24 protein-coding genes and 1 riboswitch are annotated in these 26,191 nt (G+C 61.4%); of the genes, 10 read left to right on the top strand and 14 right to left on the bottom strand.

From position 1 onward, the window contains the following. Window position 1 precedes the first annotated feature (1 nt). Both C4J86_RS17325 and C4J86_RS17320 read right to left on the bottom strand, forming a co-directional pair. Window positions 2–901 carry an alpha/beta fold hydrolase gene (locus C4J86_RS17325; RefSeq protein WP_124371290.1) on the bottom strand — a complete coding sequence of 300 codons (900 nt, stop codon included), beginning with the start codon at window positions 899–901 and terminating at the stop codon, window positions 2–4. Window positions 902–1,130: 229 nt separating this feature from the next. After that, window positions 1,131–1,526, bottom strand: a complete 396-nt coding sequence (locus tag C4J86_RS17320; RefSeq protein WP_124371289.1) for a RidA family protein — start codon at window positions 1,524–1,526, stop codon at window positions 1,131–1,133. Between the two features lie 140 nt (window positions 1,527–1,666). On the opposite strand from C4J86_RS17320, the gene C4J86_RS17315 reads away from it, so the two are divergent. Further along, window positions 1,667–2,581 (top strand): LysR family transcriptional regulator, encoded by a 915-nt coding sequence (locus C4J86_RS17315; RefSeq protein WP_124371288.1) that lies wholly within the window; start codon window positions 1,667–1,669, stop codon window positions 2,579–2,581. A gap of 81 nt (window positions 2,582–2,662) precedes the next feature. On the opposite strand, the gene C4J86_RS17310 is transcribed toward C4J86_RS17315, so the two are convergent. Further along, entirely contained in the window at window positions 2,663–3,100 is a 438-nt protein-coding gene (locus tag C4J86_RS17310) for a VOC family protein (protein WP_124371287.1), read from the bottom strand. Window positions 3,101–3,341: 241 nt separating this feature from the next. After that, the gene (locus C4J86_RS17305) at window positions 3,342–3,767 is read right to left on the bottom strand and encodes a hypothetical protein (RefSeq protein ID WP_256681358.1); all 426 of its coding nucleotides are present in this window, start codon (window positions 3,765–3,767) and stop codon (window positions 3,342–3,344) included. Between the two features lie 589 nt (window positions 3,768–4,356). On the opposite strand from C4J86_RS17305, the gene C4J86_RS17295 reads away from it, so the two are divergent. Next, entirely contained in the window at window positions 4,357–4,743 is a 387-nt protein-coding gene (locus tag C4J86_RS17295; RefSeq protein ID WP_124371286.1) for a hypothetical protein, read from the top strand. A 417-nt stretch (window positions 4,744–5,160) separates the two neighbouring features. On the opposite strand, the gene C4J86_RS17285 is transcribed toward C4J86_RS17295, so the two are convergent. Further along, window positions 5,161–5,631 (bottom strand): hypothetical protein, encoded by a 471-nt coding sequence (locus tag C4J86_RS17285; RefSeq protein WP_124371284.1) that lies wholly within the window; start codon window positions 5,629–5,631, stop codon window positions 5,161–5,163. A gap of 319 nt (window positions 5,632–5,950) precedes the next feature. After that, window positions 5,951–6,184: a DUF6124 family protein gene (locus tag C4J86_RS17280; protein ID WP_124371283.1), complete on the bottom strand. Its 234-nt coding sequence runs from the start codon at window positions 6,182–6,184 to the stop codon at window positions 5,951–5,953. Between the two features lie 417 nt (window positions 6,185–6,601). Here C4J86_RS17280 and C4J86_RS17275 point away from each other — a divergent pair, with 417 nt between their 5' ends. Next, window positions 6,602–7,174 carry a nucleotidyltransferase family protein gene (locus tag C4J86_RS17275; protein WP_124371282.1) on the top strand — a complete coding sequence of 191 codons (573 nt, stop codon included), beginning with the start codon at window positions 6,602–6,604 and terminating at the stop codon, window positions 7,172–7,174. Here the strand turns inward: C4J86_RS17275 and chrA are convergent. Then, window positions 7,163–8,362, bottom strand: coding sequence for a chromate efflux transporter (gene chrA / locus C4J86_RS17270; RefSeq protein ID WP_124371281.1), 1,200 nt, complete (start codon window positions 8,360–8,362; stop codon window positions 7,163–7,165). The two genes, C4J86_RS17275 and chrA, sit on opposite strands and share 12 nt — an antisense overlap. Window positions 8,363–8,572: 210 nt before the next feature. Here chrA and C4J86_RS17265 point away from each other — a divergent pair, with 210 nt between their 5' ends. The 3 genes from C4J86_RS17265 (at window position 8,573) to C4J86_RS17255 (ending at window position 13,911) form a co-directional block, all read left to right on the top strand. Continuing rightward, the gene (locus C4J86_RS17265; RefSeq protein WP_124363626.1) at window positions 8,573–9,013 is read left to right on the top strand and encodes a TspO/MBR family protein; all 441 of its coding nucleotides are present in this window, start codon (window positions 8,573–8,575) and stop codon (window positions 9,011–9,013) included. Then, window positions 9,013–9,978, top strand: a complete 966-nt coding sequence (locus C4J86_RS17260; RefSeq protein WP_124371280.1) for an alpha/beta hydrolase — start codon at window positions 9,013–9,015, stop codon at window positions 9,976–9,978. Before C4J86_RS17265 ends, C4J86_RS17260 begins: the two co-directional genes overlap by 1 nt. Before the next feature lie 93 nt (window positions 9,979–10,071). After that, complete coding sequence (locus C4J86_RS17255) at window positions 10,072–13,911, top strand: ATP-binding protein (protein ID WP_256681739.1); 3,840 nt, start codon at window positions 10,072–10,074, stop codon at window positions 13,909–13,911. Here C4J86_RS17255 and C4J86_RS17250 read toward each other — a convergent pair. From C4J86_RS17250 to C4J86_RS17235, 4 genes are all read right to left on the bottom strand, one after another. Next, window positions 13,903–14,667 carry an ABC transporter ATP-binding protein gene (locus C4J86_RS17250; RefSeq protein WP_124371278.1) on the bottom strand — a complete coding sequence of 255 codons (765 nt, stop codon included), beginning with the start codon at window positions 14,665–14,667 and terminating at the stop codon, window positions 13,903–13,905. The genes C4J86_RS17255 and C4J86_RS17250 overlap by 9 nt on opposite strands. Next, window positions 14,664–15,668 (bottom strand): iron ABC transporter permease, encoded by a 1,005-nt coding sequence (locus C4J86_RS17245; RefSeq protein WP_124371277.1) that lies wholly within the window; start codon window positions 15,666–15,668, stop codon window positions 14,664–14,666. The genes C4J86_RS17250 and C4J86_RS17245 overlap by 4 nt, the downstream gene beginning before the upstream one ends. After that, window positions 15,665–16,675 (bottom strand): ABC transporter substrate-binding protein, encoded by a 1,011-nt coding sequence (locus C4J86_RS17240; protein WP_124371276.1) that lies wholly within the window; start codon window positions 16,673–16,675, stop codon window positions 15,665–15,667. Before C4J86_RS17240 ends, C4J86_RS17245 begins: the two co-directional genes overlap by 4 nt. Before the next feature lie 114 nt (window positions 16,676–16,789). Continuing rightward, a riboswitch (cobalamin riboswitch) is annotated at window positions 16,790–16,984 on the bottom strand. Window positions 16,985–17,021: 37 nt separating this feature from the next. Next, window positions 17,022–17,948 (bottom strand): DNA/RNA non-specific endonuclease, encoded by a 927-nt coding sequence (locus C4J86_RS17235; protein WP_124371275.1) that lies wholly within the window; start codon window positions 17,946–17,948, stop codon window positions 17,022–17,024. Window positions 17,949–18,083: 135 nt separating this feature from the next. Here C4J86_RS17235 and C4J86_RS17230 point away from each other — a divergent pair, with 135 nt between their 5' ends. Both C4J86_RS17230 and C4J86_RS17225 read left to right on the top strand, forming a co-directional pair. Next, window positions 18,084–19,145 (top strand): M4 family metallopeptidase, encoded by a 1,062-nt coding sequence (locus C4J86_RS17230; RefSeq protein ID WP_124371274.1) that lies wholly within the window; start codon window positions 18,084–18,086, stop codon window positions 19,143–19,145. A 28-nt stretch (window positions 19,146–19,173) separates the two neighbouring features. Further along, window positions 19,174–19,476 carry a protealysin inhibitor emfourin gene (locus C4J86_RS17225; protein ID WP_124371273.1) on the top strand — a complete coding sequence of 101 codons (303 nt, stop codon included), beginning with the start codon at window positions 19,174–19,176 and terminating at the stop codon, window positions 19,474–19,476. Between the two features lie 275 nt (window positions 19,477–19,751). On the opposite strand, the gene C4J86_RS17220 is transcribed toward C4J86_RS17225, so the two are convergent. Further along, window positions 19,752–21,143: an aldehyde dehydrogenase family protein gene (locus C4J86_RS17220; protein WP_124371272.1), complete on the bottom strand. Its 1,392-nt coding sequence runs from the start codon at window positions 21,141–21,143 to the stop codon at window positions 19,752–19,754. Between the two features lie 105 nt (window positions 21,144–21,248). Between C4J86_RS17220 and C4J86_RS17215 the strand changes: the two genes are divergently transcribed. After that, window positions 21,249–22,121 (top strand): LysR family transcriptional regulator, encoded by an 873-nt coding sequence (locus tag C4J86_RS17215; protein WP_124371271.1) that lies wholly within the window; start codon window positions 21,249–21,251, stop codon window positions 22,119–22,121. A 108-nt stretch (window positions 22,122–22,229) separates the two neighbouring features. Here C4J86_RS17215 and C4J86_RS17210 read toward each other — a convergent pair whose 3' ends face one another. Next, window positions 22,230–22,439 (bottom strand): hypothetical protein, encoded by a 210-nt coding sequence (locus tag C4J86_RS17210; RefSeq protein WP_124371270.1) that lies wholly within the window; start codon window positions 22,437–22,439, stop codon window positions 22,230–22,232. Window positions 22,440–22,540: 101 nt separating this feature from the next. Beyond that, complete coding sequence (locus C4J86_RS17205; RefSeq protein WP_124371269.1) at window positions 22,541–23,737, bottom strand: amino acid aminotransferase; 1,197 nt, start codon at window positions 23,735–23,737, stop codon at window positions 22,541–22,543. A 342-nt stretch (window positions 23,738–24,079) separates the two neighbouring features. Here C4J86_RS17205 and uvrB point away from each other — a divergent pair, with 342 nt between their 5' ends. After that, entirely contained in the window at window positions 24,080–26,095 is a 2,016-nt protein-coding gene (gene uvrB, locus C4J86_RS17200; RefSeq protein WP_124371268.1) for an excinuclease ABC subunit UvrB, read from the top strand. The last annotated feature ends 96 nt before the right edge of the window (window positions 26,096–26,191 follow it).

Below are 26,191 nucleotides of genomic sequence, written 5' to 3'. Positions count from 1 at the left end.
TTCACGGATTCAGGAACTTGCTGACAGCGTCGGCGAACAGTTCTGGCTGATCCAGCATGATGAAGTGAAAACTACCGTCGATACGCCTGAAGCTGATATTTGGGGTCGAGACGTAGGCGTTACGGAACATGGCATCAACGTGGGACGCCTCTATGCCGTAAAGCGGGTCATAGGCATAGACGACCTCGACAGGCATCTTGATGCGTCCAAGCTCAGGGCGCAGGTCAGTGACCATCAGCTCATACATGGCATTGGCCATAGTCTCTCGGTCCGAGTTTATCCCCGCTGCGACCAAGGCTGGCCTGACCGCTTCAGTTTTGGCGAGACGGGCGATGGAGGCATGCTGCAGGGCTTGCGCCTGTTCAGGGGTTGCGGTCAACATTGCGTCGCGCATCGCAGCCGCCTGCGGGGTCGCCGTTTCACGGGTCGCGAAGGGATCGAACAGCAATGTATAAAAAGGCATCGCATCGACAATCATCAGGCGTCCCACTTGATCGGGATGACGAGCACCCAGCATCAGTGCCACCTCACCACCCAACGAATGACCGATGATGATCGGCGCTTCGAGGCGCTGGCTGCGTATGTATTCAGCGATTGCCTCGACCGTCGGCGCGACTACTTTCCCTTCTGGGTCGGACACGGCAGGCGAGCCGGCAAAGCCAGCTACTTGTACAAGGTGGAGCCGATGGCTCTGTCGTAGTCTGGAGGCCAAATCAGCCCATACGTCGCAGGACGAGGCAAATCCTGGAATCAGGATGATATCTGTCCCCGAGCCTTGTACCCGCACCGAGATAACACCCTGGTTGACAGTTTCCAGCGGCAGGGGCGCAGGCTGGGCTGGCGATGCAGACAGCAGCGCCAACGTGGTGCCGATTCCGGCAAGAATCATTTCTGCACGCATGGCGTTTTCCTTTGCGCGCAATGCGAGATGACTTTTACAATTTCACGGGCGCCGATTACACCGACGAACAGGCAGGTTAACGGATTCATCGCCATTCCTTTGACCGAAAAAATATTTCCACTATACGGCGCACACAGGCACTAGAAAACTAGCGCCGCCTGCAATCCTTAGCATCCTCCCAGAAAAACAAGATGGCCCCTTTGACAGTCGGAGGACGGCTGAGCCGAGTTTATTGGGGTAATTTGGCAATCACCTTGATCTCGAAGTCGAACCCGGACAACCAGGTCACACCAATAGCGGTCGCCGTCGGATAGGGCGCTTCGCCCCAGTACTCGGCCACCACTTCCCAGATAGTTTCGAATGTCGACTCGGGGTCGACCATGAAGATGGTCGTGTCGACCACATCCGCGAAACTACTGCCGGCCTCGGTCAGGATCGCGTTGAGGTTGGCGAAGGCCAGGCGAACCTGTGTCGCGAGGTCCGGCTCGGCCGAGCCATCCTTGCGGCTGCCGACCTGACCGGATACGAACAGAAATCCGTTGGAGCGAATCGCCGGTGAGTAGCGGTGGAGTTCGTACAGTGCATGGCGGTCAGGCGGGAAAACCACATCACGTTTGCTGGTCATTGCATCTCTCCTTCGGGGCCGACGTGGCCCGCTGTTTACGATGGAGCCAGTGTAAAAAGACGGGCGACCTGAATAAACGCGCAACGCTGGTCATGACTGTTTGTAGAATCCAAACTATCCAGACCCCAGTGAGGCGTGAAATGGACCGTTTCGATGCAATGCAGGCCTTTGCCCGAGTGGTGGAAACCGGCAGCTTCACCAAGGCGGCAGCCACCCTGCACATGAGCAAGACCACCGTGACGCAGCTCGTTCAGCAACTGGAAGCGAGGCTGCGCGTGCGCTTGCTCAACCGCACCACACGCAAGGTCAACGTCACCGCCGATGGCGCGGTCTACTACGAGCGCGTCATCCGGCTACTGGTCGATATGGACGACGCCGAGACCAGCCTGTCCAGCGCGTCGATGACACCACGCGGGCGCCTGCGGGTGGATGTGCCCAGCCCGTTTGCGCGAATGCTGCTGATACCCGCATTGCCGGGGTTCTTTGCACGCTACCCGGAAATCCAACTGACCCTGGGCGTGAGCGATCGGATTGTCGACATCATTGGCGAAAACGTCGACTGCGTGGTGCGCGGCGGCGAAATCATCGATCAGTCGCTGATGGCAAGGCATGTGGGCGATCTGCACATCGGCATTTATGCCGCGCCCGGCTATCTGCAACGCTTCGGTACGCCAGCCCACCCCCGTGAGCTGGAGGAGGGCAGGCACAGTACCGTTGGCTTCCTCTGGTTTCGCACAGGCAAATCCTTGCCCTACGCGATGCAGCGTGGTGAGGAACGCATCGAGATCCAGGGGCGCCCGCAACTGACGGTCGACGACGGCAATGCGTACCTCGCCGCCGGCCTGGCGGGCCTGGGCATGCTTTGGCTACCGCAGTACATGGCCAAACCGCACCTGGCCAGCGGCGAGTTGCTGCCGCTGTTCGAGGACTGGCACATGGCGCCGATGCCGATGTACCTGGCATTCCCGCCGAATCGGCATGTCAGCGCCAAGGTGCGGGTGTTTATCGACTGGGTGATAGAGTTGATGGCCGAGCATGCGCCGGTGGTTAGGTGAAATAGGTGTAAAGCCGTTTCAGGGCTAGATGCTCTAAACGTCTGTAATTGGCCGATCGCTGATGGTCGGCGTGGTTCAGATTCAAACGCAGATTGAGCAAGCCGGTCTCTCACCCAGCCGCTCTACCAACCTGATGAGATAACCGTCGGGATCCTGGACGATGAATTCGCGCTGGCCTACTTCTACATTGTCAGCCCGATACCAGGTGTCCTTGCATTCTCGAAAGAGTGGAAATCCAGCCTGATCAAGTTTTCGCAAGATGGGGGCAACGGCATCAACATCAATCTGTAGGTTGATTCCTCTTCCAAACGGCTTGGTCAACGGCGCAGTCAGCCATTGGCCTGCCTGCGAATCAACCTGCTCAAGCATTACTTGAGCACCATTCAAATCAAGGTAGGCGAATCCATCTTCCGGGCGCTGATAGGCTACTGTGAACCCAAGGCAAGAAACCCAGAAAGCGAGGCTGCTTTCGAGGTTGGTGACCATAATTTCCGGAACCAGTTTGTTGCGTTCGAACATGAGATGACTTCCATTTCAAAGACTTATATGCGGGCGGCATGTTCTGCACCGCGAAGGAATCAAAGTGAGCGTGATGATGTACGGTCGGATGGGAATTATCGAGATGCGTTAAGTGGCTGCTTCTGGCCGAAAGCAGCCTCTCGCGACATACAATGACCGGCATACAACGTAAAACCGGGATCAGACCACAGGTCAAATATAACCCCCGCTTTTACGATGGTAGCCTGGCCCCGTTTTTACGCTACAGCGTCGGTAACCGGTCCAACGCACAAGTACGTTCTATTTTCGGCTCACCGGCGGTGGGCAAGCGTACGCCCGAATCGACATTGAATATGTCGATGTAACACCGGCTCAGCGAGCCCGGGACGTCGACAATCCCTCCCTTGATCACATAGCGTGCGCCCGGCGCAAATTCGCTGACAAACGCTACGCTGCACGAGCGATTGGCATTGGCCACGCCGCGCATTTCCAAGTGCAGCGGTTTGCCGGCTTCAATCGGAAAAAAACCCTCCGGCGTCGAGACATTCTTATAAACGGAAACCAGCTGCTTCCCCATTCCCGACTCAGTCGCCACGGTTCTGCCGTATTTGCAGCCGATGGCAGGCGCCTGGACCAGAGTCACGCCGTTTCGATAATTTTCCATAGAGACCAGTTCGCTGCGGATCATCGCCTGGGGCGCCCCCGCAGGCACAAGGTATTTCGGCGCTGGGGCGCAGCCTGCAAGCAGCAGAACTGAACACAGGTAAAGAGGCTTCATAATTTCCTTATTAATGGCGGAAGACGCGGCGTTAACAGGCCTGACCAATCAGAATGAGTCAAGCAATAAGTGAGAAGAACGAGCGTTTGACCAGGCTTGAAATAAAGGTGAATCGTCCCTGGTTTACTAGATAGGCGCAATGGCCGCATTTGGCCGATTCTGTTGAAAAAGTCGGCTTCGGTTTCCATGGCAGAAAAGTACGCGTCTGAGATTGAAATCTGTGTTTTGCGCAGAAGGTTCAGGGCTCAGATTTGACGTAGCAGCGTGCAAAAAAGGCGTTTTCACCGCTCAATGCATGGGTACTCAGGCCGGGTCGACTTTTTCAACACAATCGGCCGAATGTTGCCTGTCGTGAGGGGCATGAAACGACCCAAAGCGGACATTGCCTGTAGCTGAAGTTGACCGACCATGAATCCGTATTGCAGCATGGAATTGAAGTGTGACACCGCTGTGCGGCCACTCTGTAAGCGCTACCTTCGCACCTAACAGGAAGAAGCTCATGATCATGGTGTTATCGAAGGTCGAACTCAAGGAACTGTCGGTGAAAGCGGAAGCAGAGGGTTTAATGCTGAGTGATCTAGTCCCCATTTGCGAAAGGTTCGGCGTTGCACCGCATGATGTGCTGAACGAACTGTCCGTCGCGGTTGCGGAAGGCTATCTACAAGGATCTCTACCCTATGATTTTTGCGACGGCGTTATGAACGGGATCATAAATGCTGTGGTTGAAGTAGGGATGACTAACGATATGCCTCTGCCCGCTTTCTCGCTCTACCAGGCATTCGATCAAGGTGAATGGTTCCGCAGTAACGACCCACCGGAAACTGACTCCAGTGAGAAATACACGAAGCATGTGGTCGAGGAAATAATGCGTACCCTTAGAGACTAGCTTTCACAGATCGAGAGGTTTTCGCTTTTCGGCTGGAAGGTGGTGGATCGAACGCCGCTTTTGGCCGATCTCTGCCTGTCGCGAGTGCCGTAATCGGCCAGGACGGAACGTATCGGAAGTGTATTATGACAAGCAGCAAAAAGCCGCAATACTGCACGATCTGCGGATGCCTACTCGACAATCCGGATGATCCGCTATCAGGCAATACCGGTGGCGATTGCTGGGGATGCACAGGCGCTATAGAGGCGGAAATGGGATGCGCAGAGTCACTCGCCTACGTACGCAAAGAATACGAGGCAGGACTTCGGCCTGGATGGATCGATCCATTCAAGACCTGATCCGGAAGCTGCACTACGACCACTTTGGGTTGACCGCAGCCCTTCAAGGCCGGCAGCTTTCCTCTCCTGACTATTGGATTCATAAAACCACGTCATTTACAAGTTTGCACCAGCCATCCTTTGCCTCCTGCTCCGAGGTGAAGACCTGTACCTTTGGCTGCCAGAACTGCCCCTCAATGACGATGCATTCCAGGGTAGAGTCCTGAAACGTAAAGACGTAATGGATAGCATTTTCCATGAACCGCTGTTTATCGTGTCGAGGGTGAATGGCGTTTCTCTGCTCAAGCTCTGCTAGCCAAGGCGAATTATCTATCCGATGAATTTGGTAATGCTTAAGGCCAAGTCCAATAAGCGGATGGCCGCCCAAAGTCTCGTCGTTAGGCGAGCCGAACTGGATTTTCTTTACTAGCGGAAAATGAACTACAGCTACTTCTTCTCCAGCGGTGCAATACCGTAAACATAGCTGCGTATCCGTGGCGAACACCACGGGTTCGGGAGACGTGCTTGGCTGTGGCCAGGAGTCGAGCAGCACTACGGTCGCTAATGACATGGGGGAGCCTAATGCACACATGGGAGTTCAACAGAGTGCGAGAGCCACTCGTTGTCGTCAAACCTTTCTGATCACGACAGACCGCTTCTGGCCGAAAGCCGCCACCCACTCATTCGATCCAATAGTAGCTGTTTGATTAGGCCCCTCTGTCTTTAGGATCTACCAACGGCTTGCTTACTAAACGCCTGCCGCTTGCAGCGGGTCACCTCATTTTGTATTGCATACGCCCCCACCAGGCTCATCAAAAAGCAAATCGCCAAACCGTTGCATACGGCCTGCAACGACTCAGCGATGGATTGGGCTTGTGAGTCAAATGCTGTCAATCACCCGTACACGGCGCCTCACGGTCAAGCAGTCTGCCGGCGAGCAGTACGCCCAGTTCACTCAATTGGTGGATCGCCAGCGCGACGTCGCGGTGTTTGCCGTGGAGGTCTTCGGACAGGTCGAGCAGCAGGGTGCTGACGCTGGTGAAGGTTTCGTAGCTGTTGGTGATGAGGGTTTCGTTGCTGGCGTGGGGGGTGACGCTAAAGAGCGCGGTTGAATCGGTAACCATTGTTAAGTTCCTTGCTTGAGCCACGACCTCATCGCTACTAAACAATAAGGCGGTAGCTGTACGCAGGTTAGTAGACCGGTGAAACCTAACAAAACCGGCGCGCCCGAGGGCGCCCTACGCACAGCCACCATCAAGCACAGACGGGAAGTCTGATGGAGAGAGCGTGTGCACTTGTTAGGTTAAACCGTGGGCTACTAAACCCGATCGCCGAGAAATTCAGCGACCGAGCCACCTTAAATACGGCCACCCCAGCGCACAAGCCGGCGGATTCTGACGCAAGCGTAGGCAATGGAGCAAGTTGCGGCAGGGTAGCGGACGCTGTCCCCCTTCGAGCCAACAAAAATTCAGCGCCTCATCAAATCCTTCACTGCGCTGTTGTAGAGTCTCTGCACACCGAATTGACCACCCAGGGACCCCATGACATTGACCGTCGACACCTTGCTCAAACTGGCCATGGCCAACCCCGTCAACGCTGAAATCACCGCGCGCTTGCCGTCGCTCGGGGTGGAGCAGTGCATGCTCACGGCGGGCTGTCTGTTCCAGGCGGTGTGGAATCATCAGGCGAGTCGGCCGGTTGATGCGGGGGTGAAGGACTATGACGTTTTCTACTTCGACCAGGATGTGTCCTACGAGGCTGAGGATGCGGTGATCCGCAGGGCCGAGTCGTTGTTCCGGGACTTGGGGGTTAATGTGGAGGTGAAGAACCAGGCGCGGGTTCATCTCTGGTATGGGCAGCGCTTTGGCCGGCCGTATCCTCAGTTGCACTCGGCCAGGCAAGGGGTGGACCGTTATCTGGTGGCGGGTACGTGCATTGCCTTGGATATTGCCACGGGTGAGGTGTATGCGCCGTATGGCTTGGCGGATGTGGAACAGGGCGTGCTGCGCATCAACCCGCTGCATGCAGAGCCCGAGCTGTTTTTGCGCAAGGCCAGGAGTTATCAGGAACGCTGGCCTTGGCTCAGGATTGTGCCACCGGGGTCAGCCGAATAAACCGCCGAGCACGCTGCACCCGATCACTACCAGCCACGGCGGCAACTTCATCAGCATCAGTGCCGCCAAGGCGAGCACTGCCAGGGCCAGGTCGTAAACGCTGAAAATCGCGCTGGTCCACACCGGCCGGTACAACGCCGCCAGTAACAAACCCACCACCGCCGCGTTCACACCGGCCAGCGCGGCCTGGGTGCGCGGGCTGTGGCGCAGGCTGGCCCAGAAGGGCAGCGCACCGAAGATCAGCAAAAATGACGGCGCGAAGATCGCCAGCAGGCCGATCAGGCCGCCCAGCCAGCCGGTAGGGGCGTGGATCATCGAGGCGCCGAGAAAGGCCGCGAAGGTGAACAGCGGGCCGGGCACGGCTTGGGCGGCGCCGTAGCCGGCGAGGAAAATGTCGTTGCTCACCCATTGGCTGGGCACTACCTGGGCTTGCAGCAACGGCAGCACCACGTGGCCGCCTCCAAACACCAGTGAGCCGGTGCGGTAGAAGGCGTCCACCAGCGCCAGCGTGGGGTCGCTCGCCCAGTCGGCCAGCAGCGGCAAGCCCACCAGCAACAGCAGGAACAGCGCCAGCCACAGCGTTGCGGCACGGCGGCTGATGGCGATGGGCAATGCGTCGGGCTCGGCACGGGGCGAGGGCTTGAACAGCAGCAGGCCGACCACCCCAGCCACGACGATCACTGCCACCGGGCTCAAGGCAGACGATTGCAGCAGTACCCAACCGGCGGCGCTCAGCATCAATATTATCCGCACCCAGCCCCGACACAGGGTGCGCGCCATGCCCCACACGGCTTGGGCCACCACCGCCACGGCGACAACCTTGAGGCCATGCAGCGCGCCGGCGGGCAGGGCGCTGCCATAGTGAGACAGGCCCAGGGCAAACAGAATCAGCGCGATGGCCGACGGCAAGGTGAACCCGGCCCAGGCCGCCGCGGCACCCGCGTAACCTGCGCGTGACAGGCCCAACGCGATGCCGACCTGACTGCTGGCCGGGCCGGGCAGGAACTGGCACAGGGCGACCAGTTCGGCGTAGCTGTGTTCACTGAGCCAGCGCCTGCGGGTGACGAATTCCTCGCGGAAATAACCCAGGTGCGCAATCGGCCCGCCGAAGGAGGTCAGGCCCAGGCGCAGGAAGATCAGGAACACTGACCCAAGGCTGCTGCGGTGATCGGCAGGGGTAGCGGGCAAGGTGAGGCTCCCTCGTGGCGTGTGCAGAACCCGGCAAATCGATGTGGGCTGGTGGGGCACTTTATCGATTTTTCATGACGCGCAGAAGAGACGGCCTGCCTGTCATTTTTGCCGTGCACATTGAATTTATCGGCGCCGATTTGAGTCATTTAAGCTGAGTCACTTAAAGCATAGCCTTGCCTTCCAACCCTTTAACCTCAAGGACCGACCATGACCTTCTTCATCTTCCTGCTCGCCTGCGCCGCCGCCGCCAGTACCGGTGTGATTTTCAAACCCGGCGCCTGGTACGAATCCCTGGTCAAGCCCAGCTTCACCCCGCCCAACTGGTTGTTCCCGGTGGCGTGGACGATTATCTACCTGCTGCTGGCCTGGGCCGGTTACCGCTTGAGCCTGATCCCGGGCAGCGAGATGGTGTTGGCGCTGTGGGCGGCGCAGATTGCGTTGAATACGCTGTGGACGCCGGTGTTCTTCGGCGCGCATCGCTTGCTCGCCGGGATGGTGATCATTGTGCTGCTGTGGCTGACCGTGGCGGCGATGGTGGTGCTGGCAGTGCGTCTGGACCTGATTACCGGTCTGATCCTGTTTCCGTACCTGGCCTGGCTGTGCGTAGCGGCGGCGTTGAACTTCTCGATCCTGCGGAATAACCGTTGATGGCTTACCAACACTGGCCCGCCAGCGAGACCGAACTGGCCCAGATGCGCCGCTTCAATCGCACGCTTGCGTGGTTGCCGCGCTTCAAGATCCGCAACCGCGTCACGCCGCGTGTGATCCAGGCGCTGTTGCGCACCCGGCAAAGGTTCCAGAAACCGCCTGTGGTGGAAATCCGGCTCATCGGCGCCGTGCCGGTGCGTATCCTGCGGCCCGCCGGTGCACCCAAGGGCGTGGTGCTGGATATCCACGGCGGCGGCTGGGTGATCGGCAATGCGCAAATGAATGACGACCTCAACCTCGGCATGGTGCGCGCGTGCGACGTGGCGGTGGTGTCGGTGGACTATCGGCTGGCGGTCAACACGCCGGTGGAAGGGTTGCTGGAAGACTGCCTGGCCGCTGCGCGCTGGCTGTTGGCGGACTGCGCGGAGTTTGCCGGCCTGCCGGTGTTTTTTGTCGGCGAATCGGCCGGCGGGCACCTGGCGGCGGCGACGTTGCTGGCGTTGAAGCAATGGCCGCTGTTGCTCCAACGTGTCCATGGCGCGGTGTTGTACTACGGGGTGTATGACTTGACCGGCACGCCGAGTGTGCGCAACGCCGGGCCGCAAACGCTGTTGCTCGATGGGCCGGGAATGGTCACGGCGCTGCGCTTGCTCACGCCGGGGATCACCGATGACGAGCGTCGACAGCCGCCCTTGTCACCCTTGTACGGCGACTTCGCCGGCCTGCCGCCAGCGTTGATGTTCGTGGGCGAACTGGACCCGCTCAAGGACGACACGCTGCTGATCGCCGAGCGCTGGAGTCAGGTGGAGGCGCATCTGTTGCCGGAATCGGCCCATGGCTTCATTCATTTTCCGGTGGCGATGGCGGACAGGGTGTTGGTGTACAGCCGTGGCTGGATAACGGCGCGTCTGCACACCCCGCAACTCTCGACGCCATGCAACGCCGTCGACCCTGGCACTGAATGAGTTCAATGGGAGGTTTTTATTCGGCGGTGGTCACAGTGACAGATACATGCCTTTGCAATCGCCTAAATCTGTTGGTGGTCCAAACCCGTGATTATGCATTCCTTCTTGTCGGGCGGTGGCGAACTGGCCTCCCTGATCCAGTCCAAAGATTGGTCGGCAACCCCGTTGGGGCCGATCGAAGTCTGGCCACAGAGCCTGCGCACCACCGTCAGCCTGTGCCTGGCGTCCAATTTCCCGATCAATATCATCTGGGGCCCCGAGAACACCCAGATCTATAACGACGGCTACAAGGTGCTGTGCGGCGAGTCGCATCCACGCGCCTTGGGCGAGGGTTACCACGTGACCTGGGCCAGTGCGTGGCCGGCCATTGGCGGGCCCTTCACCGAGGCGCTGGAGGGGCAAACCAGTTTTCTGGAAAATCAGCGCATGTTCCTCACGCGCAATGGTTACCTGGAAGAGACTTTCTTCACCTTTTCCATTTCGCCCATTCGTGATGAAACCGGCGGCATCGGCGGGCTGTTTCACCCGGTGACGGAAACCACGGTGACCATCCTCGCCGAGCGGCGCACCCGTGCGTTGCGCGATCTGACCGGGCAGCTGGCGGTCGCCGATGACTTGCCCAAACTGATCGCGTTGACGGTGCAGACGCTGGCGGGGTTCAACTTCGATATTCCGTTCCTGCTGTTTTATGAGTGGGACGCCCAAGGCAAGGGTTACCGCCTGGCACAACACAGCGGTATCGCCGCCAACACCGCCGCATCACCGGCCTGGATCGATGCGGCCGACACCACGCCCTGGCCGTTGGGCGCCGCGTGCGAGCAAAAGCGCACGCTGCAGGTGGACGACATCGAGGCGCTGTTTGCCGGCGTGGCTTGCGGGCCCTACCCGGAGCCGTCCCAGACCGCCTTTGTGTTGCCGCTGGTGGTGCCGGACGACACGCAGGCCCCGTTGATTCTGGTGGCCGGCGCGTCACCACGCTTGCCGATGAACGACATTTACCGAGGACTCTACGAACTGCTGGTGGCCGCGCTCTCGGCGGCGCTGGCCACCGTGCGTGCGCGCGAGTATGAGCGCCAGCGTGCCGACGCCCTGGCGGCTATCGACCAGGCCAAGACCACCTTTTTCACCAACATCAGCCATGAATTTCGCACGCCCCTGACCTTGATGCTCGGGCCGCTGGAAGAGTCGCTGGCCCTGGGCGATACGCTGCCCGAGGATGAGCGTGAGCGGGTCAGGCTGGCTTATCGCAACGGCCAGCGCCTGCTCAAGCTGGTCAACTCGCTGCTGGAGTTTTCCCGCATCGAGGCCGGCCGCGCCCAGGCGACCTATGCGCCAGTGGACTTGCCGGCACTTACCGCTGACCTGGCCTCCAACTTCCGATCGGCCTGCGAGCGCGCCGGCCTGGCGTTGATCATCGACACCACACCCTTGCCCGAGGCGGCTTACGTCGACCGCGACATGTGGGAAAAGGTGGTGCTGAACCTGATCTCCAACGCCTTCAAATTCACCCTGGCCGGGCACATCCGCGTCAGCGTTGCGCCCACCGCCGATGGCAGCGCTGCCCAGGTGTGCGTGAGTGACACCGGCACCGGCATCGCGCCCCATGAGCTGCCGCGTTTGTTCGAGCGCTTCCACCAGATCGAAAACCCTGCGGGGCGCTCGTTTGAAGGCTCGGGTATCGGTCTGGCGCTGGTGGATGAACTGGTCAGGCTGCAAGGCGGCACGCTGGAAGTGACCAGTGAGCCAGGGGTAGGCACGACGTTCAGCATCCGGCTGCCGCTGGGCAATCGGCATGTCCCCAAGCCGCTGCACACCGAGGCATTGCAGTACGGTTCGACCACCAATGTGAGTGCCTACGTGGAGGAGGCGCTTGGCTGGTTGCCGGATGCGTCAGCGCTGGTTGACGTGGCCCAGACACACCCTGAGCCCGAGGCCGAGTCTTTCCAGGGCCACGTGTTGCTGGCGGACGATAACGCCGATATGCGCGCTTACGTCGCGCGCCTGCTGTACGCCGCCGGCCTGGACGTAGAAACCGTGACCGATGGGCAGGCCGCGTTGCAGGCGGCCCGCGAAAACCCGCCGCAACTGATCCTTACCGACGTGATGATGCCGGTCCTCGATGGCTTTGGCCTGTTGCGCGCCGTGCGTGAGGACCCGCGCTTGCAGGCGACGCCGGTGATTCTGCTGTCGGCCCGTGCGGGTGAAGAAGCCCGCGCCGAGGGCCTGGCCGCCGGCGCCGATGACTACCTGATCAAACCGTTTTCGGCGCGCGAGTTGGTCTCCCGTGTCACCTCCCATCTGGAGCGCGCCCGCAACCGCCGCGTGGCGACATTGCGCGAAAGCGAAGCGCGGCTGCGCCTGGCGATCGACGCCGGGCAGATCGGCGAGTGGGAATTGGATATCGGCACCGACAGTTCGGTGCGTGCCGAGCGGCATGACCAGATTTTCGGTTACCACGAGCGGGTGGCGCACTGGGGCATGCGGACCTTCCTGGAACATGTGCTGCCCGCAGACCGCCAAGCGGTCGAGGCGGCGTTCACGCGCGCGGTGGCCCAGGGCAGCAGTTGGGATTTCCAGTGCCGCATCCGCCGCGTCGATGACCAGCAGGTGCGCTGGATCCTGGTGCGCAGCATGCCGCAACTCGATGCCCACGGGCGCACCCTGAAAATGTTCGGTTTGGTGCAGGACATCACCGACCAGAAACGGGTCGAGCTGGGCATGCAGGCGCTCAATGAAACCCTCGAACAGCGCATCACCGAGGCCATGGAAGAGCGCAGCAAGGCCGAAGAACAACTGCGCCAGGCGCAAAAACTCGAAGCCCTGGGCCAACTCACCGGCGGCGTGGCCCACGACTTCAATAACCTGCTGACGGTGATTCGCTCTTCGCTCGACCTGCTGGAGCGTCCGGAACTGCCCGAAGCGCGGCGCAGCCGTTACCTGGCGGCGATTTCCGACACGGTCAACCGAGCGGCGCGCCTCACCGGGCAGTTACTCGCGTTCGCCCGTCGCCAGGCCTTGAAGCCGCAGGCGTTCGACGTCAGCCACAGCGTGACCTCGCTGGTGGAAATGATCGAATCGCTGTGTGGTGCCCATATCCGCGTCATCACTGAGCTTGCGCCCTACGATTGTTTCGTCTATGCCGACTCCAGCCAGTTCGATTCGGCGCTGGTCAACGTGGTGGTCAATGCCCGTGATGCGATGAAGGGCGTGGGTACCCTGACCGTCGCGGTAGCCTCCGTCGACACTCTCCCGGCCCTGCGCGGCCAGCCTGCGGTGCCGGGGGCGTTTGTGGCGATCGCGGTGAGCGACACCGGCAGCGGCATACGCCCTGAGCATCTGGAGCGCATATTCGAGCCGTTTTTCACCACCAAGAACGTCGGGCAGGGCACCGGGCTTGGCCTTAGCCAGGTGTTCGGCTTTGCCAAACAGTCGGGCGGCGAAGTGCGGGTCAGCACCGAATTCGGTCGAGGTTCGACGTTCACGTTGTACCTGCCCAAAGTCATTGCGCGACCGCGGGAACCCGAGGTGGAGCTTGAGGCGGCGCCGATGACCGAAGGCCGTGGCACCCACGTGCTGGTGGTGGAAGACAACGTCGAAGTGGGCACCTTTGCCACCCAGGCCCTGGAGGAACTGGGCTTTCAGGCGACGTGGGCGATGAATGCCGAGCAGGCCCTCAAATTGTTGTCCGATGAGGCCGACGCGTTCGACGTGGTGTTTTCCGATGTGATGATGCCCGGCATGAACGGGCTTGAGCTGGCCAAGGAAATCCAACGGCTGTGGCCCGCCTTGCCCATCGTGCTTACCAGTGGCTACAGCCATGTGCTGGCGCAACAAGGCACCCACGGTTTCGACCTGCTGCACAAGCCGTATTCCATTCATCAACTGTTGCTGATCCTGCGCAGGGCCTGTTCGACACCAGCGGGCTCAGGCTGAGCGCAAGCGTAGAATCTGCGCGCCGTCGAACGGGTCGGTCAGGTAATGCGCCTGCACACCGAAGGTGGCCTGCAGCCGTTGGGGAGTCAGTACCTCCAGCGGTTTACCCAGCGCCACCAGCCGCCCATGGTCGAGCACGGCCAGGCGATCACAGGTCAGCGCCTGGTTGAGGTCGTGCAGGGCAATCAAGGTGGTGACGGGAAGCGCCTGCACGCCTTTGAGAATCGTCAGTTGGTGCTGGATGTCCAAGTGGTTGGTCGGCTCGTCCAGCAGCAGAATCTGCGGGCGCTGCGCCAGTGCGCGGGCGATATGCACGCGTTGGCGTTCGCCGCCGGAGAGGCTGCGCCAGGCGCGATGGCTCAGGTGTGTGGCGTCGACGTCGTGCAAGGCCTGGCGCACGATGGCGGCATCCTCGCTCGACCAGGGGCTCAGTGCCGACAGCCATGGCGTGCGGCCCAGGGCGACCGCATCGAACACGCGGATGGCATCGTCGGTATCGGCCTGTTGTTCCACCACGGCCACGTGCTGCGCGATGGCGCGGCGCGACAAGTCGCCTAAACGCTTGTCGCCCAGGCGCACCTCACCGCTGGCCGGCGTACGCAACCCCGCGAGCAACTTGAGCAAGGTCGATTTGCCCGACCCGTTCGGCCCGACGATACCCAGGGTTTCACCCGCCGCAACTTCAAGGTGGATGTCGCACAGCAACTCGGCCTCGCGCACCTTGAAGCCGAGCCCACTGCAGCTCAACACACTCATCGCGCATTCCTCCGACCGATCAGGATCAGCGCAAACACCGGCGCGCCGACCAGTGCGGTGACCACCCCCACCGGAATCACCTGGCCTTTGATCAGGGTGCGCGACAGCACATCGGCGGCGATCAGGAACAACGCGCCGCCCAGGGCGCTGGCGGGCAGCAGGCGCGAGTGCCCGGTGCCCAGCATCAAGCGCATGGCATGGGGGATCACCAGCCCGACAAAACCGATGGAGCCGACAATCGACACCATCACCGCCGTCACCACCGCCGCGCAGCCCACCAGCGCGAATTGCACGCGCCGCACCGGGATGCCGAGGGCGGCCGCCGAATCTGTGCCGAAGGTAAACGCATCCAGGGCGCGACGGTGCCACAGGCACACCAGCAGCCCCACGACCGCCACCGGCACCGCCAGCCACACCGACGGCCAACGCACGCCGCTGAGGTTGCCGAGCAGCCAGAACATAATGCCCCGCGCCTGTTCGGAGCTGGCGGATTTGGTGATCAGGAACGCGGTGAGCGCATTGAACAGCTGGGAGCCTGCGATACCGGCGAGGATGATCTGCCCGGTGCCATTGGACGAGCCGCTGGCCCGCGCCAGCAGAATCACCAGGGCGAATGCGGCCATGGCGCCGACGAATGCGCCGGCCGGCAGCGAAATCAAACCGCCGCCCACCCCGATCAACGCGATCAGCACCGCACCGGTCGAGGCGCCGGCGCTGATGCCCAACAGATACGGATCGGCCAGCGGGTTGCGCAGCAACGATTGCAGGATCACCCCGCACGTTGCCAGGCCCGCACCGCAGGCGCCGGCCACCAGGGCACGGGTCAGGCGGTAGTTCCACACCACGCCTTCATCGATGGGGTCGAGTGCGTAGCCGGCCGCCCAGAGTTTGTTGGCGAGCACCTGGAGCACCACCTGCGGCGAGATGGCGGTTTCGCCGATGGCCACGCCGGCGAGCAGGGCGATCAGCAGCAGCGTGAGGGCGAGCAGGGTCCGTATCATTGCGCCAGGTCGTAGCCGTCGATGGCCGCAGCCAGTTGGTCAAGGCCGTCGAATGTGCGCAGGCTGGCCTGCAGCGCCAGGGCGTCGAGGATGATGATGCGGTTGTGTTTCACCGCGTCCATGTTGCGGGTCACGGGGTCGCTGCGCAGGAAGGCCAGCTTCTTTTCATGGTCGTCTGCGGGATAGCGGCGCCGGTCCATGCGTGCGATCACCAGGAAGGTGGGGTTGGCCTTGGCGAGGGTTTCCCAGCCGACGGCGGGCCATTCTTCATCGGACTGCACCACGTTGCGCAGGCCGAGGGTGTGCAGCATGAATTCGGGTACACCTTTATGGCCGGCCACGTAGGGGTCGCTGGCCATTTCGGCGCTGGAGAACCACACCAGCGCGCTGGCTTGCTTCAAGCCTTTGCGCTGCACAGTGGCAATGGACGTGGCCAGGCGCGCCTTGAGTTCATCGGTCAGTTGCTGGCCGCGCGCCTGCACGTCGAAGATCTCGGCCAATTGGCTGAGGCTCTTGTAGATCGTCTCGATGCGAAACGGCTGCAGCCGCGTGCCGTCGGCGCCCACCCGGTTGTCTTTGTCTTCGCAGTCGGAGGGCAGCAAGTAGGTCGGGATGTTCAGTTCCTGAAACTGCTCGCGGGTGCCCACCACGCCTTGGGGCCCGACCACCCATTCCAGCTCGGCGGCCACCAGTTGCGGGCGCTTGGCGATCACTGCTTCGAAGCTCGGTTCGTTATTGGCCAGGCGCTCGATGTGGTCGTTCTGTGCCTTGTACTGCGCCAATACATCGTTGAACCACAGCGAAGTGCCGACCACTTTGTCGCCCACGCCCAACGCATACAGCATCTCGGTGGCGGCCTGGCCGATGGTCACGCTACGCGCGGGCGCCTGCTGGAACGTGACGGGGCTGCCGCAGTTTTCCAGGGTCAGCGGGTAGTGGGTAGGCGCGGCGTGGGCCAGGGCGCAGCAACCCAGGCCGATGATCAGGGCCGTAACGCGTGGCAGCATGGGGCAATCTCCGTTTGAACCGTCGGTGAAGCAGGGCAGGTACGGTACGGAAATACACCCACGAACGCTGCCGGCCGGGCAGGGCAAGGATGGCCTTCCCGGACACCCCGCCGGTTAGTGAGTCACTGGGCCGGCAGGTCTCCTGACTGATGCGTCATCGCCCGGCTCCGGCCTTCCCGGACAACGTCCAGTGGCAGTGGGGAGCAGGCTCGGCACCTACAGTTGCGGGGGCAGTTTCGATTGACGTCGCGGGCGGCGTTTCGAATTCCCTATTAGTCCCGTGGGGGAACCGGCGGCGCTATGGTAGTTGATTCGGCCCACGAGAGGGAGGTGGAAGTGACGCCGGTTACAGGCGAATGTCCCCAGGCCCCCGGATCAGCGCTTCGATCCGCGTTCCCGTGGCGCGCTCTTCGTTGCTGAAGCCGTCGTAGTCGGCCAGGTTGCCGAAGCGGATGCCGGTCAATTGCTCGATCTGGATCACACTGCGCTGGTAGGTTCTGAGCGGGCCGAACACCAGGTCCAGTTGGCCCAGCTCGCGGCTCTGGTCGATCATATAGGCGCTGGCGGAAGGCTTGCCGTCGTCGCCGAGGTAGGCCACGACTTTCCAGAACGCCTTGGGGATTTTCACGCCCCGGTACAGGCGGTCGTCGTCGGCGAATACCGGGCCGGTAAATACGCTGGCACGGGCTTTCCAGCGCTGGGTGTTGTCGAGAATGTAGTCCTCCAGTTCCAGCCAGGTCTTCTGGTTGAAGCCGCTCATCTGCGGCGAGCAGTTGGTGAAATGGAAGGTGTCGCCGTTGGCGGTGTTCGCGTCGGCGCCCCAGTTGGGGTCTTGGCGCCGCACCAGGTGGCCACGGTCAAGGCCGTTGCCGGCGTAGAGGTCTTCGCCCACTTGGGCGTCGATGGGCAGGCGGCCGTCGTAGGCCCAGGTGTCGTTGCTGCGCACGATATCGACGTGCTTGGCGCCGTCGATGTTGACACCGACATACAGCGCCAGCCGTCGGGAACGCGACATGCTGATGGAAAAGTGCATGTAGTCCAGGCGGGGCTGGGCGTCGCTTGCCTGGGTCGGGTCCAGCGTGGGCCAGGGCACCGCGAAGCTGCCGAGAAAATCCTCGGCGTAGCCGCGCCGGTCTTGCAAGTCCTTGGCTGCGCTGACGCGTGGCGCGGCGGCCCTGGCTTCCAGCAGGGAGGGTGTGGGCGTGACCAAGGGGCGAAGGTCGGCAAGCCTTGGGCGGTAGGCCAGGTCGATTTTGACGTTACGTGCGGGCATGGAAGGCTTCCTGATGAGGATCGGATAAACACGACTGCAACATGATTTCATGACAATTTGGCCCAGGCGGCAGACTCCGGTCTATCCTGAAGTCGTTAACCGGACGTTCACCACACGCCAAAAAGGAGCCAGCTTATGTGTGTTCGCCAATCGCGCAACCCGATTTTCTGCCTGATCCCGCCGTACATGCTCGACCAGATTGCACGCCACGGCGATAAAGCCCAACGCGAGGTGGCGCTGCGTACGCGCGCCAAGGACAGCACGTTCCGCTCGTTGCGCATGGTCGCCGTACCCGCCAGAGGCCCCGCCCGCATGGCGCTGGTGGCGGGTGCCGAGAAACAGCGCTCGATCTACAGCGCCGACAACACCGACAGCCTGCCGGGCAAGCTGATCCGCAGCGAAGGGCAACCCGCCAGCGGTGATGCGGCGGTGGACGAGGCCTATGACGGCCTGGGCGCGACCTTCGACTTTTTCGACCAGGTCTTCGACCGCAATTCCATCGACGATGCCGGCATGGCGCTGGATGCCACGGTGCACTTCGGCCAGGACTACAACAATGCGTTCTGGAACTCGACCCAGATGGTCTTTGGCGATGGCGACCAGCAGCTGTTCAACCGCTTCACCGTGGCACTCGATGTGATCGGCCATGAGTTGGCCCACGGGGTCACCGAGGATGAAGCCAAACTGATGTACTTCAACCAGTCCGGTGCGTTGAACGAGTCGCTGTCCGACGTGTTCGGCTCATTGATCAAGCAGTACGCGCTGCAGCAGAAGGCCGAAGACGCCGACTGGCTGATCGGCAAGGGGCTGTTCACCAAAAAAATCAAAGGCACTGCCCTGCGCTCGATGAAGGCGCCCGGCACCGCGTTTGATGACAAGTTGCTGGGCAAGGACCCGCAGCCGGGGCACATGGATGATTTTGTGCACACCTACGACGACAACGGCGGCGTGCATATCAATTCCGGCATCCCCAACCATGCGTTCTATCAGGTTGCCACCCGCATCGGCGGCTTCGCCTGGGAACGCGCCGGGCGCATCTGGTACGACGCTTTGCGCGATGCGCGGTTGCGGCCGAACTCAGGGTTTCTGCGTTTTGCACGTATCACTTACGATGTCGCCGGGCGTCTCTACGGCGCGAGCAAGGATGAGCAGAAGGCCGTCAAGGAAGGTTGGAAAGCAGTGGGCATTAACGTCTGACAATCCGCCAGGGCGGAGAGGAACAGCCATGCGCATCTCGATCAAGGAAAACGGCGGCCCGGCGTTTTTTCCGGGCCTGGCCCAGCCGCGCAGTGTCGAGCTGGACAAGTTACCCGAGCAGGACCAGCGGGAGTTGCGGCAACTGATCGAGAAATCGGAGTTTTTCCAGTTGCCGCAAAGCACCCAACCCTCCTCCGACAACCCGGGGCAGGTGCATTACACGCTCACCGTAAGTGAAGGTGAGCGTGAACACACGGTGTGCGTATTGGCGCCGGTGAAGTCGCAGGCGCTGGACGGGTTGGTGCAGTGCGTGCGACGGCATATTCGCTGATTGCTTAAAGTCTGATACGGCCCTTCAGGGCTGCCTGGATCCAATGTGGGAGGGGGCTTGCCCTAATGCCAGTCAGTTAAGAAGTAGCAGGAGCGAGAACTAACTTGTGGCGAGGGAGCTTGCTCCCGCTGGGGCGCGAAGCGGCCCCAAACAATGGGACTGCTGCGCAGTCCAGCGGGAGCAAGCTCCCTCGCCACAGGTTCGGTGTCGCCTTAACTGACTGGCATTAGGGCTTGCCCCCTCCCACATTTGATGTGTGTTGAAGCCAGGGCTGTTTATTTACGGTCGAACCACACCGTCTGCGCATTACAGAATTCGCGCACGCCAAAGTGCGACAGTTCGCGCCCGAACCCGCTTTTCTTCACGCCACCAAAGGCCACCCGAGGGTCGGAGACGCTGAACGCGTTGACGAAGATCCCACCGGTTTCCAGTTGGTTGGCGATGTCCCGTGCCTTCGCCGAGTCGCGGGTGAAGATACTCGCGGTCAGGCCGAATTCGCTGTCGTTGGCCAGTGCCACTGCATGGTCGGCGTCGCGTGCGGTGATGATCGACGCGACGGGGCCGAACAGTTCCTGTTTGAACGAGGTCATCTGGTCGGTGACGTCAGCCAGTACGGTGGGCTCGTAATAGTTGCCGGCGCCGGCCACTTTGTTGCCGCCGAGCAACAGGGTCGCGCCTTCTTTCACGGTGGCCTGGACCTGGCCGTGCAGTTCATCGCGCAGATCGAAGCGCGCCATGGGGCCGATGTAGGTGGCAGCCGAGGTCGGGTCGCCCATCACCAGGTTGCGGCTGGCTTCGAGGAACTTGGCGGTAAAGGCGTCGACCACGCCGTCTTCGATGATCAGGCGCTTGGCGGCGGCGCAGACTTGGCCGCTGTTCTGGAATCGGCCGATCAGCGCGGCCTGTACGGCTGCGTCGAGGTCGGCGTCGTTGAGCACGATAAACGGGTCGGAGCCGCCCAGTTCCAGCACGCATTTCTTCAATGCCGCACCGGCCTGGGAGCCGATGGCGATACCGGCGCGCACGCTGCCGGTGAGGGTCACGGCGGCAATGCGTGGGTCGGCGATGGCGCTGGAGACACCCTCGGTCGTGACGTTGATGACCTCGAACAGGCCTTCAGCGAAGCCGGCCTTTTGGAACGCCTGCTGGATCAGGTAGGCGCTGCCCATCACGTTCGGCGCATGCTTGAGCACGTAGGTGTTGCCGGCCAGCATGGTCGGGATGGCGCCGCGCAGCACTTGCCACACCGGGAAGTTCCACGGCATCACGGCAAGGATCGGGCCCAGCGGGCGGTATTCGATGTGGGCGGTGCCGTTGTCGACCAGGGTTGGCTCCGGTGCGAGCATGGCGGGGCCGTGCTGCGCATACCACTCGCTGAGCTGGGCGCACTTCTCGATTTCGGCGCGGGCCTGGGCGATGGGTTTGCCCATTTCCAGGGTGATCATCTGCGCCATGGCTTCGGCCTGCTCACGCAGGGCGCTGGCCAGGGCCAGCAGCAATTCGGCGCGCTGGCCGACGGGTTGGCGGCGCCAGGTGTGGAAGGCCGCAGTGGAACGGTTGAGGGCGGCATCCAGCTGCGATTGGCTTTCGTACGCGTAGCTGGCAACGGTTTCACCGCTGGCCGGGTTGATCGACAAGGCGTGGGTCTGGTGAGAAATAGCGTTCATGGCACCGTCCTGCTGGGATGATTGGAATGGAGCCCAGCGTACGGGGCTGTATCTTTTCTGGAAACTGAATAATATTAAGCAATACGTTCACGATTGGAGAATGAATTGGATCTGGTGCAGTTGGAAATCTTCAAGGCCGTTGCCGAGCAAGGCAGCATCAGCGCCGCCGCGCAGTTGATCCATCGGGTACCGTCAAACCTGACCACCCGCATCAAGCAACTGGAGCAGGATCTGGGCGTGGAGTTGTTCATCCGCGAGAAGAGCCGCCTGCGCCTGTCACCGGCCGGGTGGAATTTCCTCGGCTATGCGCGGCGTATTCTCGATCTGGTACAAGAAGCCCGCGCAACGGTGGCGGGGGAGGAACCCCAAGGCGCGTTTGCCCTTGGCTCGCTGGAAAGCACGGCGGCGGTGCGTATTCCCGCGTTGCTGGCGGCGTATAACCAGAAACACACCAAGGTCGAGCTGGACCTGAGCACGGGACCTTCGGGCACGATGATCGAAGGCGTGCTGTCCGGGCGGCTGACGGCGGCCTTTGTCGATGGCCCGGTATTGCACTCCACCCTGGAGGGCGTCGCGGTGTTCGAGGAAGAAATGGTGGTGATCGCACCGCTGCACCATGCGCCCATTACGCGGGGGCGGGAGGTGAATGGCGAGAATATCTACACCTTCCGCTCGAACTGCTCCTACCGGCATCACTTCGAGCGTTGGTTCTCACAGGATGGCGCGATGCCGGGCAAAATCTTCGAAATCGAGTCTTACCACGGCATGCTGGCATGCGTCAGTGCCGGGGCAGGGCTGGCGTTGATGCCGCGCAGCATGCTGGAAAGCATGCCGGGGTTTGCGGCGGTGAGCGTGTGGCCGCTGGCCGACAGCTACCGCGTGCTGAACACCTGGCTGATCTGGCGCAGGGGTACGGTGTCGCAAAGTTTGAACAGCTTCGTAAAACTCTTGGAGGAACGCAATCTGGTGGCGCCATAGATCCAATGTGGGAGGGGGCTTGCCCCCGATAGCGGTGTATCAGTCAATTGAAATATTGACTGGACTGCCGCCATCGGGAGCAAGCCCCCTCCCACAGTTTGATCTTCATCAGCCGCCGAACTGGAAGGTGCCCATGGCCAGCTTGGCCATGATCGCCGTGGCGCCCAATTGCACCAGCCACAACGCCAAGCCACCGAGGAACACACCCAGCGCCACTTGCAGCACCAGGCTTTTCTGGCGCTTGGCTTGGGGCACGCGTGGGGTGAAGTGGTCCAGTTCGTCGCGGTCGGCGCGCAGGTCCAGGTCGTCGTTTCTCATAGGGCTCTCGCAGCAAAAGGGCAGTTGGTGTCCAGTCTAGTGGGTTCGCCAGCAAAAAGGGGGAAGCCATTGGCTTCCCCCTTCGTATAACGCTGGCAGATTTACAGCACCTGAACGATCGCGCTGGTCACAGCACCAATGTTGGACTGGTTCAACGCCGCCACACAGATACGCCCGGTATCCAGGGCATAGATGCCGAACTCGCTGCGCAAGCGGGTGACTTGCTCAACGCTCAGGCCGGAGTAGGAAAACATCCCGCGTTGGCGGCCAACGAAGCTGAAGTCGTGGCCAGGAGCCGCCTTGGCCAGTTCGGCCACCATCTGCTCGCGCATGCCGCGGATGCGCAGGCGCATTTCGGCAAGTTCGGCTTCCCACTGGGCGCGCAGTTCAGGGTTGTTCAGTACCGCTGCAACGATCGCCGCGCCGTGGGTCGGCGGGTTGGAATAGTTGGTACGGATCACACGCTTGACCTGAGACAGGATGCGCGCGCTTTCTTCCTTGGATTCGCTGACGATGGACAAGGCGCCCACGCGTTCGCCGTACAGGGAAAACGACTTGGAGAAAGAGCTGGACACAAAGAAGGTCAGGCCCGATTCGGCGAACAGGCGCACGGCGGCGGCGTCTTCGTGGATGCCGTCGCCAAAGCCCTGGTAGGCCATGTCGAGGAACGGCACCAGGTTGCGGGCCTTGATCACGTCCAGCACGTTCTGCCAGTCGGCCGGGCTCAGGTCGACGCCGGTGGGGTTGTGGCAGCAGGCATGCAGCACCACGATGGACTGCGGCGGCAGAGCGTTTAGGTCGTCGAGCAAGCCGGCACGGTTGACGTCGTGGGTGGCAGCGTCGTAATAGCGGTAGTTCTGCACCGGGAAACCGGCGGTTTCGAACAGCGCGCGGTGGTTTTCCCAGCTCGGGTCGCTGATGGCGACGACGGCGTCGGGCAGCAGCTGCTTGAGGAAGTCAGCGCCGATTTTCAACGCGCCGGTACCGCCGACGGCTTGCACAGTGACCACGCGGCCAGCGTTGAGCAGGGGCGACTCGGCGCCGAACAGCAGGGTTTGCACGGCCTTGTCGTAGGCGGCGATCCCGTCGATCGGCAAGTAGCCACGGGCAGCGTGTTGCGCCACACGAATGGCTTCCGCTTCGGCAACGGCACGCAAGAGTGGAATCTTCCCCTCCTCGTCGCAGTAAACGCCCACGCCAAGGTTGACCTTGGTGGTTCGTGTATCAGCGTTGAATGCTTCGTTGAGGCCCAGGATTGGATCGCGTGGTGCCATTTCGACAGCGGAGAACAGGCTCATTTTTGCGGCAGCTCTATGGGGGAAGGGAGGGACGTGTCGCGCTCCAGCCGGATGCACTAGAGCGGTGCACAAACGGGGAGCTAGTATAGAGGCCATCACTGCTGAGGGCGACAGCCGAAATGGCTTTTCGGCCAAGTTTTTCGGTTTATTTGCCGACCGTTAGTCTTATTGCAATATTGATCCCGGACGAAGGTAGGGCGATTACCTTGAAACCCGTCACATTCGTCACCACTACTACGGCTATCATGGTTTTTTCCTGCAGCCTGCGATGACTATTCGCGGGTTGCTGAGCTATTTCGTCCCTGGCGGTATTGAGTCTGGGGTGACCACACGAGGTACGTTATGTCGGATTTCCAGCTCGTCACCCGTTTTGAACCCGCCGGCGATCAGCCGGAAGCCATTCGCCAGATGGTCGAAGGTATCGAGGCCGGCCTGGCGCATCAGACGTTGCTCGGGGTGACCGGTTCAGGCAAGACCTTCAGCATCGCCAATGTGATCGCGCAGGTGCAGCGCCCGACCCTGGTGCTGGCACCGAACAAGACCCTCGCCGCACAGTTGTACGGTGAGTTCAAGGCGTTCTTCCCGAACAACGCGGTCGAATATTTCGTTTCCTACTACGACTACTATCAGCCGGAAGCGTATGTGCCGTCCTCCGATACGTTTATCGAGAAGGATGCGTCGATCAACGACCATATCGAGCAAATGCGGCTGTCGGCGACCAAGGCCCTGCTGGAACGCAAGGACGCGATCATCGTCACCACGGTGTCGTGCATTTACGGTCTGGGCAGCCCGGAAACCTATTTGAAAATGGTGCTGCACGTCGACCGTGGCGACAAACTCGACCAGCGCGAACTGCTGCGGCGCCTGACAAGCCTGCAGTACACCCGCAACGACATGGACTTTGCCCGCGCCACATTCCGCGTGCGCGGCGATGTGATCGATATCTACCCGGCAGAATCCGACCTGGAAGCGATCCGTATCGAGCTGTTCGACGATGAAGTTGAAAGCCTGTCGGCCTTCGACCCGTTGACCGGCGAGGTGATCCGCAAACTGCCGCGCTTCACCTTCTACCCAAAAAGCCACTACGTGACCCCGCGTGAAACCCTGATGGGCGCCATCGAGGGCATCAAGGTCGAGTTGGCCGAGCGCCTGGAATACCTGCGCGCCAACAACAAGTTGGTGGAGGCCCAGCGCCTGGAGCAGCGCACCCGCTTCGACCTGGAGATGATCCTGGAGCTGGGCTACTGCAACGGCATCGAAAACTACTCGCGCTACCTGTCGGGCCGCGAGTCCGGTGCGCCGCCGCCGACCCTTTATGATTACCTGCCGCCGGACGCCTTGCTGGTGATCGACGAGTCCCACGTCAGCGTGCCGCAAGTGGGCGCGATGTATAAGGGCGACCGCTCCCGCAAGGAAACCCTGGTGGAATACGGCTTCCGTCTGCCGTCGGCGCTGGATAACCGGCCGATGCGCTTTGACGAATGGGAAGCCATCAGCCCGCAGACCATCTTTGTCTCCGCCACGCCCGGCAACTATGAGGCCGAACATGCCGGCCGGGTGATCGAGCAGTTGGTGCGCCCGACTGGCCTGGTGGACCCGCAAATCGAAATCCGCCCGGCGCTGACCCAGGTCGACGACCTGTTGTCGGAAATCAACAAACGCGTGGCCCTGGAAGAGCGCGTGCTGGTCACCACGTTGACCAAACGCATGTCCGAAGACTTGACCGATTACCTGGCCGACCACGGCGTGCGCGTGCGCTACCTGCACTCGGACATCGACACCGTGGAGCGTGTGGAAATCATTCGTGACCTGCGCCTGGGTACCTTTGATGTGCTGGTGGGCATCAACCTGCTGCGCGAAGGCCTGGACATGCCGGAGGTGTCGCTGGTGGCGATCCTGGACGCGGACAAGGAAGGTTTCCTGCGCTCCGAGCGCTCGCTGATCCAGACCATCGGCCGTGCGGCGCGTAACCTCAATGGCCGGGCGATCCTGTATGCGGACCGCATCACCGGGTCGATGGAGCGGGCGATCGGCGAGACCGATCGCCGGCGTGAGAAGCAGATCGCGTTCAACCTGGAGCATGGCATCACGCCCAAAGGCGTGTTCAAGGATGTCGCCGACATCATGGAAGGCGCCACCGTGCCCGGCTCGCGCAGCAAGAAGCGCAAGGGCATGGCCAAGGCCGCCGAAGAGAGCGCCAAGTACGAGAACGAACTGCGCTCGCCGAGTGAGATCACCAAGCGGATTCGCCAACTGGAAGAGAAGATGTACCAGTTGGCGCGGGATCTTGAGTTCGAGGCCGCGGCGCAGACGCGGGATGAGATTGGCAAGTTGCGGGAGCGCTTGCTGGCGGTTTGATTGGCGGTGACTTCACTGGCCTCATCGGGGGCAAGCCCCCTCCCACATTTAACGGTGTTCACAAATCGAGATGTGGGAGATGGCACACTTTTAATT

The organism is Pseudomonas sp. R2-7-07, from assembly GCF_003852355.1.
Classification (GTDB): Bacteria; Pseudomonadota; Gammaproteobacteria; order Pseudomonadales; family Pseudomonadaceae; genus Aquipseudomonas.
This window is presented reverse-complemented; position numbering and strand designations above follow the sequence as displayed.

Bases quoted from the DNA above. Each gene is read 5' to 3' on its own strand.
- C4J86_RS17325 (WP_124371290.1), bottom strand. From the start codon at position 901: ATGCGTGCAGAAATGATTCTTGCCGGAATCGGCACCACGTTGGCGCTG.
- C4J86_RS17320 (WP_124371289.1), bottom strand. From the start codon at position 1,526: ATGACCAGCAAACGTGATGTGGTTTTCCCGCCTGACCGCCATGCACTG.
- C4J86_RS17315 (WP_124371288.1), top strand. From the start codon at position 1,667: ATGGACCGTTTCGATGCAATGCAGGCCTTTGCCCGAGTGGTGGAAACC.
- C4J86_RS17310 (WP_124371287.1), bottom strand. From the start codon at position 3,100: ATGTTCGAACGCAACAAACTGGTTCCGGAAATTATGGTCACCAACCTC.
- C4J86_RS17305 (WP_256681358.1), bottom strand. From the start codon at position 3,767: ATGATCCGCAGCGAACTGGTCTCTATGGAAAATTATCGAAACGGCGTG.
- C4J86_RS17295 (WP_124371286.1), top strand. From the start codon at position 4,357: ATGATCATGGTGTTATCGAAGGTCGAACTCAAGGAACTGTCGGTGAAA.
- C4J86_RS17285 (WP_124371284.1), bottom strand. From the start codon at position 5,631: ATGTCATTAGCGACCGTAGTGCTGCTCGACTCCTGGCCACAGCCAAGC.
- C4J86_RS17280 (WP_124371283.1), bottom strand. From the start codon at position 6,184: ATGGTTACCGATTCAACCGCGCTCTTTAGCGTCACCCCCCACGCCAGC.
- C4J86_RS17275 (WP_124371282.1), top strand. From the start codon at position 6,602: ATGACATTGACCGTCGACACCTTGCTCAAACTGGCCATGGCCAACCCC.
- C4J86_RS17265 (WP_124363626.1), top strand. From the start codon at position 8,573: ATGACCTTCTTCATCTTCCTGCTCGCCTGCGCCGCCGCCGCCAGTACC.
- C4J86_RS17260 (WP_124371280.1), top strand. From the start codon at position 9,013: ATGGCTTACCAACACTGGCCCGCCAGCGAGACCGAACTGGCCCAGATG.
- C4J86_RS17255 (WP_256681739.1), top strand. From the start codon at position 10,072: ATGCATTCCTTCTTGTCGGGCGGTGGCGAACTGGCCTCCCTGATCCAG.
- C4J86_RS17250 (WP_124371278.1), bottom strand. From the start codon at position 14,667: ATGAGTGTGTTGAGCTGCAGTGGGCTCGGCTTCAAGGTGCGCGAGGCC.
- C4J86_RS17245 (WP_124371277.1), bottom strand. From the start codon at position 15,668: ATGATACGGACCCTGCTCGCCCTCACGCTGCTGCTGATCGCCCTGCTC.
- C4J86_RS17240 (WP_124371276.1), bottom strand. From the start codon at position 16,675: ATGCTGCCACGCGTTACGGCCCTGATCATCGGCCTGGGTTGCTGCGCC.
- C4J86_RS17235 (WP_124371275.1), bottom strand. From the start codon at position 17,948: ATGCCCGCACGTAACGTCAAAATCGACCTGGCCTACCGCCCAAGGCTT.
- C4J86_RS17230 (WP_124371274.1), top strand. From the start codon at position 18,084: ATGTGTGTTCGCCAATCGCGCAACCCGATTTTCTGCCTGATCCCGCCG.
- C4J86_RS17225 (WP_124371273.1), top strand. From the start codon at position 19,174: ATGCGCATCTCGATCAAGGAAAACGGCGGCCCGGCGTTTTTTCCGGGC.
- C4J86_RS17220 (WP_124371272.1), bottom strand. From the start codon at position 21,143: ATGAACGCTATTTCTCACCAGACCCACGCCTTGTCGATCAACCCGGCC.
- C4J86_RS17210 (WP_124371270.1), bottom strand. From the start codon at position 22,439: ATGAGAAACGACGACCTGGACCTGCGCGCCGACCGCGACGAACTGGAC.
- C4J86_RS17205 (WP_124371269.1), bottom strand. From the start codon at position 23,737: ATGAGCCTGTTCTCCGCTGTCGAAATGGCACCACGCGATCCAATCCTG.
- uvrB (WP_124371268.1), top strand. From the start codon at position 24,080: ATGTCGGATTTCCAGCTCGTCACCCGTTTTGAACCCGCCGGCGATCAG.